Source organism: Methanomassiliicoccales archaeon, from assembly GCA_014361295.1.
Classification (GTDB): Archaea; Thermoplasmatota; Thermoplasmata; order Methanomassiliicoccales; family JACIVX01; genus JACIVX01.
Genome location: JACIVX010000001.1, coordinates 226,324 through 238,814, shown reverse-complemented (window position 1 = coordinate 238,814; position 12,491 = coordinate 226,324). Strand labels below are relative to the sequence as shown.

Below are 12,491 nucleotides of genomic sequence, written 5' to 3'. Positions count from 1 at the left end.
GACAATTCCTTTGACCGATGTTTATAGGAGGAAGAACTGGCCGTACATTTGATAGAGATGCTACGTTTAGCAAACCGTTGGCCGTAGGAGTCAACTGCAGCGCTTTTTCAATTGAAGTTTCCAATTGAAATTCGCATGAAATTTGATCTGAAGGGGTTTATGTGAGTTGAAAAAATAGCAGGCGATTACAATGATTGTTCACGCATCGATCGTTGACGTAAAATGGAATTCATATCGAATGATTTTTCCGAATCTTCCTTTGGTTTTTCTCTTACAATTTCAATATCAGCAGGCCCGATCGACGAGAAAAACATTTATCTAAGGATAAATCTTCACTTTCGCCGCGTGGCCGGGATGGGGTAGTCTGGTATCCTGTGGGACTGTGGATCCCTAGACCCGAGTTCAAATCTCGGTCCCGGCCCCTTCCATCCTCATCCGTTCAAATTCTTTTTCAAGAATTGAGAGATGGCGCTCTTCAAGCACGTCAGGATCCAGAGGTACAATTAAAATTGACTTCATTATAATCACATCATCTTTAATTGCAAAGAGCGATTTCAACACTCTGTCGATCGGATTATTCGAAATGATGTACTCAATCCCATCAATCATCACGATCGCATCCTCGCCTCTTCTGAGGAACTCACCAATGAGATGTTGCATGATTGAAAGATTCGTCGGGTCGACTCTGTCTGGACCTGGCTGATTTGCCAGCCAAATGATCGGCGTATCGACGATACCGTACTTCCCCTTGATCACATCGGGATACGTTCGGGTAATAAGGAACCCCTTGCAGCCTTTCACAATCTGACCAAGAAAAATGGAATACGCGATTTCTCGGTCTTTGCTCTCAATGAGAAGACATTGCCCCGGATATAGACGCGGAATCGTGCCTCCTGGCTCCGTCTGTCCCTTTTTTGCGATCGAGCCCCTTTCCTCCACTGGCATCACGATGAACAACTTTTGCTTGATAACAGCGAACATGAATAAGAGAGCAGCGATGAGAAATCCTGGTGAAAGAAGGGAAATACTCTGAACATGGAGAAATTCAATAATTGAAAGGATCAGTGCCCAGAGCAAAGGCGAAATGATGCCCATGCCCATGAGAATACACTGAATTCTGGTATTCCTGATATTAGTCATCCAATATGCCCTCACAAGCACGAGAAGAGTTGCGAGCGCATAACTCGCAAGAATGATCTCGAGCGCGTAGATTGCTGGGGAATCCGGAACGCTCCAGCCCACACTCGTCATCATCAATTCATCAACAAGAAGCGCGGGGATTGAAGCCGCTATCAACAATATAATCAGAAATCCGACTTTATGTTTGGAAACCCAAATTGATTCCCTTTCGGATGGTAAGAAATAAGAGAGGTAGAGAAAACCACCGTAAATAAGTACGATAACGAAGAAAATGATTCTGACAATTGCCCTCGCCCCTTCTTCACTAGAAATGTTCATGAATGTAAAGTCCAGAAATCCTGCGATCAAGAAAAGTGACATGATCGAAGTGAAAATCCTTGACGCTTGAAGGAATGGATTCTTGAATGCTACATAAAGGCCCAAGATGAATGCGATAATGCCTGTAAGTGGAGAGATCAGCGAGTAAATGAGATCGCCTTCAAGCATTTCAATTCTTCATGCGATTCTATCGGTTAAATCCTTTCCGATCTCGTGTAATGGTTTGAAAATTGAACGGTAAATAAAAAAAGAAAATTGGTAGAATTTCGATTAGAGAATTCTGGGTGACTGAAATTTTGATGATAATGCTCCATTTTGGTATCTGGCTGATGAATAATTTAGTAAATGATTTACATTTACTCAAAAAAATTCAAGTTTAAAGAATCTGAAAGATTTAATAAAGCGAGGCGTGTATAGACGCCCGAGGTGCGGAGCGATGGTATGGAACGGTCCTCTAATCAAGCTCGACGAATTTCGATATGAAATTCCTCAGAGTTACAAGAAATGCATGAAAACGAGCAGCATTTTGTATATTGATAGCAAAATGCTTGATGCCGTGAAGGCAGACAATGCTCCTGAGCAAGCAGCCAATGTAGCGTGCTTACCGGGAATTGTTGGAAAATCTCTTGCAATGCCCGATATCCACTGGGGCTATGGATTTCCGATCGGCGGTGTCGCTGCATTTGATGCTGAAAACGGGATTATCTCTCCGGGTGGTATAGGCTTCGATATCAACTGTGGTGTGCGTCTCGTGAGGACAAATCTCAATATCGATGATGTCAAGCCAAAGATCAAGGAACTCATTGCCGTTCTTTTCAAGAACGTGCCAGCAGGTGTAGGCTCTGAAGGAGTCACCAGCGTTGCAGCGAATGAGCTCGATGACATTCTCGAACTCGGGGCTGAATGGGCGATCAGAAAGGGTTACGGGTGGCACGAAGACCTCGAAGTCACGGAAGAAGGGGGCCGAATGAAAGATGCGGATGCGGACACCGTCAGCAGAAAGGCGAAGGATAGAGGCATCCCACAGGTTGGCTCGCTTGGATCTGGAAACCATTTTCTGGAGATCGATGTTGTGGAAAAGATCTTTGATCCTGTTGCTGCAAGAACATTTGGACTTGAAAGAGAGGGGCAAATTACCGTCACGATTCATTGCGGGTCGCGCGGTTGTGGCCATCAGATAGCAACCGATTACCTAAAAGTCATGGAAAAGTCGATCCGAGAGAGAAAAATCGAGATTCCTGATCGGCAGCTGGCATGTGCACCGCTGAATTCGAAGGACGGACAAGATTACTTCAAGGCAATGGCGTGCGGCGCGAACTATGCGTGGGCAAACAGGCAGATGATTCTGCACTGGGTCAGACAATCTTTTGAAGAAGTTTTCAAGCGCAGCGCCGAGGATTTGGAAATGCATTGTGTGTATGACGTTGCACATAACATCGCGAAGATTGAGGAGCACGAAGTTGACGGTAAGAGAATAAAAGTTTGCGTACACAGAAAGGGGGCGACGAGGGCATTTCCAAAGGGCATGGCTGAAGTCCCGATGAAATATAGAAGTGTTGGACAACCAGTCATTATCCCGGGAGACATGGGGTCTGGCAGTTACGTGCTCGTCGGAACGGAAAGAACGATGAAGGAGGCGTTTGGCTCGACCTGCCACGGTGCTGGGCGGATGATGTCAAGAGAGGCAGCGATCAGAAGATACAAAGCGAATGAGGTTTGCGCAGAGCTCGAACGTCGTGGTATTTACCTGAAATCGAGCACAAAAGACGGGATTATTGAAGAGGCTCCAGGTGCTTACAAGGATGTTGATCACGTCGTCTCTGTCGTTGAAGGGGCCGGCCTTTCAAAGAAGGTTGCAAGACTGTTACCGATTGGCGTCATGAAAGGATGATTCAAAGGATGTCTTGCGATTCGAGATTTAAATAGTCATGCAGAAATTCGATTTTCTCCCGCGTTTCCGATCTGGGATTGAGATGACGATTACAATCGTGCCAGTCGGCCAAGTCGACGAGGATGCGATCGTCGAAATCGCAGAGCGGCTGAGGAAAAGGTTCGATCGCATTATTGTTTTGGACGAGCGACCAGTTCCGACAGCCGCGTTTAATCCAATTAGAAAACAATACAACAGTTTGCTGGTTCTCCACTCTTTAAAGGATATCCCTGGCGACATCGTGATAGCCGTGACCTCTCTTGATCTTTACGCGGAAAGCCTCAACTTTGTCTTTGGTCGAGCCGAGGTTGGTGGGAAATATTGCATCATTTCAACGGCAAGGTTGGGACATCACGACAGAAAAATCTACTACGATCGGGCAGAAAAAGAAGCAATACATGAAATCGGCCATGTGATCGGCTTAGGACACTGCCCTAACGATAGATGCGTTATGCATTTTTCGAATTCGATATTCGACACTGATATTAAGAGCACCTGGTTCTGTGAGCGCTGTCTCGATTTGCTTCATCATAGAAGGTGAATACCAAATCGAGAAAATGAGATATGGAAGCTGGATGGTAGTAATATATTAATCTCGAAAATGACCAAAGATGTTCCCTACAAATAACCATAGCAATTAGAAACTATGAAAAAATCACTTTTTTTGCCGCTTTTTCCACCGCTTCCTTATACTTTTCCGGTGTTGAAACCATCACGGCCCAGGAATGAACACTCCTTGTTTGAAGCGCCTTCGCCAGGGGACTGTGCCGTGTCAGCGGTCTTACCCTTTTGCCATCCAATATGGGGACTTCAGTCTTACCAATGCGAGGTTCTGAAATAAGAAGTTCCCGTTCGGGAACATCTACGATGACTTCAGACTGCTTGATGTGTGCCCGCTCTGCAATTTTGCACTCAACCTCTTTTCTTTTGTAATAATCGGTCAGTTCAAGCAAAGGCGCAAGCGATGTGTCATCAAGATCGGCAATATTGACAGAAAAGGCCTTCTTATAGAGACGACGATAATGAAGCATCGTCATAATTTTTTTTGATTCTGCGCCAGCCTTGAGTAATTTCGTGGCAAAACTACAATCCGTTTCAATCTGAATGTTCTCGAAGATATTTCCCGATGCAGATTCAGCTGCCTTGCAGAGCATCATCTCAGCGATCCGGACAGTTTTGTGAAAATAAACGGATGTGTACATCAGCGCCCTCGCGACGAGCAACCCTTCAACCGCTACGATCCCGCCCTTATCGACAACAAGATCGCCGTGAAAGATACCAATCGTCTGCAATAACCGATCGAGGTCGATAGTCCCGTGAGCCACACCAGTGTAGTGGGCATCTCTCAGAAGATAGTCCATCTGGTCCGCATCGATGGGACCGTGGATCATCTGTTTCAAATAATTCTTTCCGCCAAAGAAGGTCTGGCCTTCCTCAATATTCAATTGGCTTTGATCGAGCGACGATGGACTGGATGAGGTGATCAGGTCGACAACGATTTCCGGGGAGATGCCCGATTTCTCAAGCAAGTCCGCGATCGTGTTGGATATCCCTAATAGCTTCGAAGTTCGAGTGGGAAGGGTCGAAATCTCGCCGAGAATGATCGCCTTCGCGAGGTCGACGTGTGTAAGGCCAATGCGATCATTCAAAACAACTTCGAGGGTATGAGAATAAGGCGGATGACCGATGTCATGCAGGAGTGCTGCTGCCATAACGCTATTTTTTTCATCGTGAGGCAGAGACAATGCATTCGCCATTTTCTCAGCGATAAAGTAAGTGCCAAGAGAATGCTCAAGACGCGTATGATTTGCGCCAGGAAAGACCAGATGCGCAAGGCCGAGCTGATGAATACCATGGAGACGCTGCATCTCAGGACGCTCAAGGAGTTCAAGAAAAACTCCTTCTAAACGCACGCTCCCGTGAACGCTATCGTGAACCACCTTAAATTCTGGCACCAAAAAGCAATCGCTAACACTATATATATCGTTATTGACAGATGATAGTATTGTTGTATTCAGAGTGATCTATTTTAGAGTAATCCTCCGTTACGAAAATAGAATCTGATAACGAATTAATCGAGCCGAAGAAAGAAGTCGCCGGAGAGATTGCCTAGGTGAACCCGCCCTTGATCTTCTGCCTGTCGATTTTAATTCCATTTGGAGCAACAACTAGGAAATTCCGACCGATTGCGGCAACATCTCCATTCGTATCTCTTGCAACTGCCTTCAGTTCACTGGTCACTCTCTTTAGAGTCAAAGAGTCGTTGGCAATTGCCGAGTAATCAATGATTAATATGTTGCCATTGTATACAGGCTGAGTGATCGTCTGGAGATCTTCATACCTGTAAATCTCGGCTACCTTCACCATCCCTTTGCCCGAGAGCGGGCTCCCTTCATCGAAACTGAGCTGACCTAGATCAATATACTGGTCACTCTCAACCGTTTCGACTTCCTCCTTGCTCTTCCCGAAAGGCCTCTTAATCAGCGGCATCGCATCCCTCGTTTGTAATTGCCTGTCTCGTTATTAATCTTTTCTCAATGCTCAGGCTGGCGCGCAGCGAATCAAGCTCGCGTGTCTAAATTCAGAGGAAAGTAGAGGAAAGTAATAGTCAAAGTCAATAATTGCAACTCTTATTCTCTCGAGTAGTCGCTCGAAGACAACCTTCCGATGTCAGATCTCTCTGATGACGTCTTCTTTCTTTTCCTTCATCGATTCCAGGCACTTATAGCAGTAGAAGTACCCTTCCGAATTCTCCCTGATGAGCTCTCCTTGTGAACGTCTGAAAACTTCTCCGCAATTTTTGCAACGGTAAAGCTCGGGTTTCCTCATCGCCTCTTCTTCTCGTTTGGTCAATTTAAGAAATTTCAGCTTCTTGGCCTCATCTACTTTCTTCTTGCCTTTTGTCTTTCCTTTTTTCTCCTTTTTCTCTTCCTCGTTGATGAGTGTTCCCTCCTTTAAGCAACGATTGGAAGGAATCATATTACTATTTTGTCCCTTGAAATCTGATCTTGAAATTCGATTGAGCCCGCCCTAATATTTGGAAATATTAAAAGGCAGATCAATTGATAAATCGTCAAAAAGAAAAAGCGTTCGGAGAATCAGCTATCATTCTTCACTAAATTTCCAAAGTTTATCTCCAACAAAATGAATCGTCTTAACGGCTTTACCTGGCTTCTTTTTCAACATTTCTTCAGAGGATATTAGTGCTTTACCGATCGCGATCGGCACCTTGTTCCTCACATCCCTAACCCAGACAAGATCTCCTTCTCTGATATTTGAGTCAGCTTCTACGATTCCGGGACACATAACATCTGCACCGTTGGAGATGTAAGGGACGGCCCCCATGTCCACGGTGACGAACATTCGCTGTGGCTTGTACTTGAGCATTCCCTTCAACGTAAGGAATGCCTTTCCCTCGAAAACAATCGCTTCGATTTCCCCATTTACGAAAATGACATCGTAATCACCGCTCTCTGCTCTATCAACGGTGTCCTCGGAAGTAAACGTCTTGATGCCAAGCCGCGAGAAAATCTCGTCGGCAAGTGCATCGATTTCCTTTTTTCTGAGCCTATGGCGTTTTCTGATTCTCAGATCAGCCATAATCGCCGATTAACCCGATGCGATAAAAAATCTTTGATCGAATCAGCGTTTTTTCCCGCCGAAGATCCCGAAAAAGCCTTTCTTTCCTTTCCTGGCCGATTTTTTAATAGTTGAGTCAGTAGTCCTTCTTTCCTCTTCTTTCGGAATTGTGTTTATAGTGTTAGGCTCGACAGAAGCGGTTGTGCTTGTTGTTATTTCTTTTGCAGGTGACCCAGGGGTTAGAATTGTCTTATCGCTTGTCACCTCACCTTTCATTATCTCATGAGCGAGTGCTTCGAGTTCGCCGATCTCGTAACTCTTTAGCTCCGCGCCGCAATGCGGACATCGTGTCAAATCGACATTCACTTTCTCGTCGCATATTGGACACTCAATTTCCAGTGATTTAGTTTTCATATGAGCTTGCCCGACGATAAAAAATCAAGTGCAGGATATAATGATTGCGCTTAGTTTATCGTGTCGAGAAACGCGATCTGAAGCTCATACTGGTTGTTGTTGAATTTATAATCGCTTGGATACTGTAGCGGTTAACAAGGGAGTGCCATTCATTAGAAAATGCCACAATATATGATAAGGCTAAAGTGGCAGACAAATTTCAACTGATGAAAAATAATTTAATGGCGAATAGTGATAGCATCATTAATGCGATGGGGACTCATAGGAATCAGATTGGTGATTGTTGCCATTAGTCTCTTGATTGCCACGATCATTATCCTCAGCATTGTACCTCTTGCCATCGGCGGATTAGATGTTCAACTTCCAGAAGATGAGGAAGGCACTTGGAGTATTGAAGGAGATGTCCTGACCCTTACAACACCTGTTGAGATCTACAATGGTGGCTTCTACAATATCGAAGACTTCACGATCTCCTACAAGTTTATGAACGAAACTGGCGATATTGTTATTGAAGGTCAATCGGAGCCAGTCGATATTAGCGCCGGCAGGACAACGACACTCAATGTCAGCTTTGTCATCGATCTCAACAGCATCGACCCTTCGGAATTGAAGAAAATCGTCTTTGAAAGCGGATCCTATGATTTCGTTGTGAACATTGAGACGTTTTACATGATGAAACTTTTGAAGCTGGAGATCGGGATCAACAACACGATGGAATGGGAGCCGATGATCAATGAGTTTGAAATGGATCTTTCTTCGGTCAACTATGAGGTCAACGATTCTTACTTGACAATCAATCTCCCGTATCACATCTACGCGGCTGATATGCTCGTGGGGAAGCAGATGACGGTCCGATGTGTCATTAGCAACGCGACGGCGGAGATTGGGAGTGCACAGAAAATTATCACGCTGGCGCAACCTTTCAATGACGTACTTGCCCTTACGATCGACGGTAGTGCCGCCAATTGGCTCAGAGATCATTCAGAATCACTGACGATCTTATTCGTTCTCGAATTCAAGGGCGCAAGCGCTGCTGAAACTTACGAATATGTCTGGATGCCACCAGGTTCACAGGGGTGAGGAAATGGGTGATTTCTCGTTCAAGATAGGGAAAACTTGGAAGGGTGCCCTCGCTTCAATTGCAGCAGCGCTGAAATACGTGATCGTCCCGATCATCATCATTACGATTATTGCATCGCTCGCTGGTGAATTAATCGGCGATTATCTTGAGGCGGTAAGAAACGCGATCTTGATTTTTGGCATCCCGCTCATCGTCATCAGCTTTTTCAAGGGCTTTTACCCGAAAGGTTCTCAATCAAGACTGGTATTTGCCCTCATCACGACAGCACTCGTCTGCCTGTGGATCTGGTTCGTCCTGCAGGGAGGAATCTTTGAACTCAATGTGGAACAGGTCACAATGACTGTTGATTACTCGTTGCTTGTCCTGCTATTCATCCTCGTTGCCGAGCTTGGTGGCGTGTATTATGCCGGTGAGTACCTCTCATATCGAAATGAGTATCTATCTGGAGGATTGAAGGAGAAAGAGAAAGGGCAGAACGACAAAAGAAAAGGTGAAGAGAAAAGAACAACGGAGAAATCGCAAGACGAGTCTGAACAGTTGACTTCTGAAGCTAGCCTTGAGAAAAAAGCCGTTGAGGAAACGAAAAAGGAGTGAGATTGCAAGAAAATCATGTACACCGCGCATTCCTGCGACGCATCATTCCAGAATTCTGATACCTTTTTTCCAATTTCAAATGTCACATAATCGATCGGAACAGGTATACGTTTCATTTTGATGATTTCAAGCGCTCTTTCTCTCTGATCTGTATAGGGATTATCTCTACGGAAAAGACGGATCACACCGTCGACAGAATACGATACCACCTCCCTAAACCTCGCCAATGTCGTTTCATCAGAGATGAGAAGGGATATGCAGTGACGTTTATTCAGCGAATAAATAAGGTAACTAATCTGTTGCCTGAACTGAGAGATCCCCCATGTCAAGCGCCAGTATACCGAGGTTATCGATCACGAGATTCTACGTGCCAGGTTCTAAAAGATCGATGAGACCTGCGAAACCACGATCGCTGATATACTCGAATTGATATTTCTCCCCCACCATTCTCTCTTTGAGAATCGCACAGAATTTGAGATAACCACTTGATTCATAAGAAGCGAAATTCCACCCGAACTGCGACGCCTGCTCAAAAAACATCCTCCTTGCATTCATCGATTCCGATGTATGCCGTCTTTTCACCATTGGCGCAGCATCGATTAACGAAATGCAAGACAAGAACTGTTCTTCCATCCCCTCTGCTTTTCCCGTAATGAGAACGCTCCTCCCCTTTGGATATCCGCCAATCAATCTGTCAAGACCTTTGATGCCTGTTGAAACCCGTTTCATATCCATGATTTATCGCAACCTTCAAATTTCATGAACTTGACAAATTCAGATAATCACAAAAAAAGAATCATTCGGTTTTTATAATCTTTTTTCAATAATAGCTCCAAATTGCGGACAACTGCAAAGAGATTTCATTTTTTGGCGGCTCTATAAATGCGTTAATCTATGCACTGCGGTAAGTGGAGAATTGATAAATACGTAAACGGCGCTACGCGCCGAAGAGCGAGGCAATTCGATGAGTATCAGCATTGCGATTTATGAGCTTGATAGCGATGAAGCGCTGTGCAAGAGAGCGAAAAATTCGATTATCAAGGTCTATCTCAATTCGGTCAAGGGCCTGGAGGAATATGCTGAATATGACGATGTGGTAACATTCGAAGACGCGAAGAGGATTTTCGAAAAGGACTGGGAGAATTTTCTTAGGAGAAACAGAATCACTGAGGATGCAAACGAGATCTACATCTCGAAAGTGAAGAATGAAGCGGATGTTAAAAGACTTGTCGCCGCTGCTTTCAAAAAATACACTGGATGGATAAATGTCGGAAGAGTTCCTGAGGATCTCAAGAAGAACATTCTATCCGAAGCGGCCCCTGAAAACAGATTGACTGAGTGGGATATGCTCGGATTTGATGAGCTCAACGAAACATGCGGCCGGTGTCCACTTTCGTGGGACAGCGGACGCGGGTGCATCGGAACCTTTGGACCTGATAATAGCATGCTTCCTGACATCGCCCGTAAGTATGGCTGCCAAATTATTGCAAATATTCCAAAGCTTGTCAAAGAAGGTAAGAAATTAGAAAAAGAGGAGATCGAACAGCTTATCAAAGAAATTTCAGTTTTGAGGGAGAAGCTCCCAAATGAAGGAAAGATAGCTGTCCGCCGATACGGAGGGGTACTCGAAAGACTTGAGGCTGCTTCAAAAACGAGCCTCAAGTACAACACACGCCTCTACTTCGTCTGACGGGAATTCATCTTGAGAAAGTCCACTGATGCGGTCATCACAGATGACTGCAGACGGCGCACGAACTCGCACGGCAGACTTCGATCGTTTCCCAGAATTGATACAATAGATCACCAATCAGGAGTTTTGATTTAAGTGGATTTCCCAATCCCGTTAACATCTTAATCACCTCAGCAGCTTCGAGAATTCCAAACGCCCCTGCGGTCACGCCAATGATCGGAAAGGTCGGTTTCTTAGGCGGTGGCGTCGGAAAGAGGCATCGAAGGCAGGGCGTTTCTCCTGGCACGATCGTCGTCATCTGACCGTGAAATCCCTCAACGGCTGCATGAACAAAAGGAATTCTGTTCTTCACACAGAAATCATTGAGCATGTAGCGCGGCGTGAAGTCGTCAAGACAATCGACGATGATGTCAACTCCCGCGAAGACTTCACCGATATTTTCCTCCGTAACTTTGACCTTTTTCGGGATGATTTCTATATCTGAGTTGATTTTTCTCATTTTCCAAGCTGCAGATTCGACTTTTGAAATCCCTTTTTCCACGTCTTCTTCCCAGTGAAGGATCTGTCGGTTGAGATTTGAAATCTCTGGCGATTGGTAATCAACGATGACGAGCCTGCCAACGCCTGCAACTGCGAGATATATCGAAACGGGAGAGCCAAGACCTCCCTGACCCATGACTCCAACCGTCGCATTCTCGAGTTTTCTCTGGCCACCCTCGCCGAAGCCCTCGATCATCATCTGTCTTGAATACCTCTCAATTTCACGATTCGAAAATTTACCATCTCTCAATCCGATAACCTCCTCTGCGGGTATGCTTTGTAATCAATGAATACAGCGTGACCAATGCTACCAAGGTATTTCATTTGGACACTAATACGAACATACACAATTGTTACCTCTTCAAGAGAGAATACATCCGATCAGAATTAAAGATTTTCAACTCAGGATGATTTTCTTTCTTAATAGACTACAACTCTAAGTCTTATGGCAATACTGCGACAAAATGTGCCTTTGTTTCACTGAGTGTTTCCTTCAGGAAGGAAAAACTAGTGTCGATCGTCAGGAATAATGAAATTATTGCATTCAACCGATTCCAATTGCGAGTTTCTTTGGAATCATCGAGATGGAGTCATATCCTTAAGCTTGCCTACTGAAGTACCAGCGATACAGAAGAGCCATATCTCTTGGGAATATTGCGACGATGTCGCCGTCATTAACGCGTCTTTCTAGCGCCGAGTAATCGTTATTCAAGAACAAATGGCTCGTTTCCTCGGGTTTCAAATCAAGTACCTCTAGAATATCGGCAATACTTTTCACTCTTGAACCGTCTAACTCCGCAATTCCTACCTGTCCCGTCGGATCTGTGGCAGGCGCCTTTGTCTTCAGTCTACCATAGAGCCTTACTTTAATACTCATGTTTCAAACACCCTTTCCAATTATCATCCACCAGCGAGAACGGGGAATACAGCAACTCTGTCCCCATCGACCAGGCGTGTCTCAAATCCCTTGAGATGATCAATATTATAACCGTTGACCATGACTTTAACTCTTGGCCTAACCTTTCTTCTTTCGTAATCTTCGAAAATTTCGTCTTTCAGCTTTCCGAATTTTGAAACGAGTTGTTCAAGCACATCCATGACATCGTCTGCCTCAATATAGATTTCATTGATGCCCGCAATCTCCTGAAGTGTCGCGAAAAGTTTCACCCTGATACTCATTTCAAATAAAGAAAGAGAAGAGAAAA

Annotated in this window: 15 protein-coding genes and 1 tRNA gene; 5 read left to right on the top strand and 11 right to left on the bottom strand. The window is 44.9% G+C overall.

The window, feature by feature from the left end:
• The first annotated feature begins 348 nt into the window (after positions 1-348).
• Positions 349-421 (top strand) — tRNA-His (locus tag H5T41_01160).
• Here H5T41_01160 and H5T41_01155 read toward each other — a convergent pair.
• A complete protein-coding gene (locus H5T41_01155) occupies positions 403-1,626 on the bottom strand; it encodes a DUF835 domain-containing protein (protein ID MBC7107396.1) in 1,224 nt (407 codons plus the stop codon). The two genes, H5T41_01160 and H5T41_01155, sit on opposite strands and share 19 nt — an antisense overlap.
• Before the next feature lie 268 nt (positions 1,627-1,894).
• On the opposite strand from H5T41_01155, the gene H5T41_01150 reads away from it, so the two are divergent.
• Both H5T41_01150 and H5T41_01145 read left to right on the top strand, forming a co-directional pair.
• Complete coding sequence (locus H5T41_01150; protein MBC7107395.1) at positions 1,895-3,349, top strand: RtcB family protein; 1,455 nt, start codon at positions 1,895-1,897, stop codon at positions 3,347-3,349.
• Between the two features lie 37 nt (positions 3,350-3,386).
• Positions 3,387-3,929, top strand: coding sequence for an archaemetzincin family Zn-dependent metalloprotease (locus H5T41_01145; GenBank protein ID MBC7107394.1), 543 nt, complete (start codon positions 3,387-3,389; stop codon positions 3,927-3,929).
• A 103-nt stretch (positions 3,930-4,032) separates the two neighbouring features.
• Here the strand turns inward: H5T41_01145 and H5T41_01140 are convergent, their stop codons facing one another.
• The 5 genes from H5T41_01140 to H5T41_01120 form a co-directional block, all read right to left on the bottom strand.
• Positions 4,033-5,343 (bottom strand): HD domain-containing protein, encoded by a 1,311-nt coding sequence (locus H5T41_01140; protein MBC7107393.1) that lies wholly within the window; start codon positions 5,341-5,343, stop codon positions 4,033-4,035.
• A gap of 154 nt (positions 5,344-5,497) precedes the next feature.
• Positions 5,498-5,878: a cell division protein SepF gene (sepF, locus tag H5T41_01135; protein ID MBC7107392.1), complete on the bottom strand. Its 381-nt coding sequence runs from the start codon at positions 5,876-5,878 to the stop codon at positions 5,498-5,500.
• Between the two features lie 180 nt (positions 5,879-6,058).
• On the bottom strand, positions 6,059-6,367 hold the full coding sequence (locus H5T41_01130) for a hypothetical protein (GenBank protein MBC7107391.1): 309 nt from the start codon (positions 6,365-6,367) through the stop codon (positions 6,059-6,061).
• A gap of 126 nt (positions 6,368-6,493) precedes the next feature.
• A complete protein-coding gene (locus H5T41_01125; GenBank protein MBC7107390.1) occupies positions 6,494-6,988 on the bottom strand; it encodes an RNA-binding protein in 495 nt (164 codons plus the stop codon).
• 42 nt (positions 6,989-7,030) lie between these two features.
• Positions 7,031-7,381, bottom strand: coding sequence for a hypothetical protein (locus H5T41_01120; GenBank protein ID MBC7107389.1), 351 nt, complete (start codon positions 7,379-7,381; stop codon positions 7,031-7,033).
• Between the two features lie 246 nt (positions 7,382-7,627).
• On the opposite strand from H5T41_01120, the gene H5T41_01115 reads away from it, so the two are divergent.
• Positions 7,628-8,461, top strand: a complete 834-nt coding sequence (locus H5T41_01115; GenBank protein MBC7107388.1) for a hypothetical protein — start codon at positions 7,628-7,630, stop codon at positions 8,459-8,461.
• 402 nt (positions 8,462-8,863) lie between these two features.
• Here the strand turns inward: H5T41_01115 and H5T41_01110 are convergent, their stop codons facing one another.
• Both H5T41_01110 and H5T41_01105 read right to left on the bottom strand, forming a co-directional pair.
• Entirely contained in the window at positions 8,864-9,385 is a 522-nt protein-coding gene (locus tag H5T41_01110) for a hypothetical protein (protein MBC7107387.1), read from the bottom strand.
• 34 nt (positions 9,386-9,419) lie between these two features.
• On the bottom strand, positions 9,420-9,791 hold the full coding sequence (locus tag H5T41_01105; protein ID MBC7107386.1) for a hypothetical protein: 372 nt from the start codon (positions 9,789-9,791) through the stop codon (positions 9,420-9,422).
• A 229-nt stretch (positions 9,792-10,020) separates the two neighbouring features.
• Here H5T41_01105 and H5T41_01100 point away from each other — a divergent pair, with 229 nt between their 5' ends.
• Positions 10,021-10,746, top strand: a complete 726-nt coding sequence (locus H5T41_01100) for a hypothetical protein (GenBank protein ID MBC7107385.1) — start codon at positions 10,021-10,023, stop codon at positions 10,744-10,746.
• Between the two features lie 37 nt (positions 10,747-10,783).
• On the opposite strand, the gene H5T41_01095 is transcribed toward H5T41_01100, so the two are convergent.
• From H5T41_01095 to H5T41_01085, 3 genes are all read right to left on the bottom strand, one after another.
• Positions 10,784-11,485 carry a HesA/MoeB/ThiF family protein gene (locus H5T41_01095; GenBank protein MBC7107384.1) on the bottom strand — a complete coding sequence of 234 codons (702 nt, stop codon included), beginning with the start codon at positions 11,483-11,485 and terminating at the stop codon, positions 10,784-10,786.
• 399 nt (positions 11,486-11,884) lie between these two features.
• On the bottom strand, positions 11,885-12,163 hold the full coding sequence (locus tag H5T41_01090; GenBank protein MBC7107383.1) for a MoaD/ThiS family protein: 279 nt from the start codon (positions 12,161-12,163) through the stop codon (positions 11,885-11,887).
• 23 nt (positions 12,164-12,186) lie between these two features.
• Positions 12,187-12,465 carry a MoaD family protein gene (locus H5T41_01085; GenBank protein MBC7107382.1) on the bottom strand — a complete coding sequence of 93 codons (279 nt, stop codon included), beginning with the start codon at positions 12,463-12,465 and terminating at the stop codon, positions 12,187-12,189.
• Between the last annotated feature and the right edge of the window lie 26 nt (positions 12,466-12,491).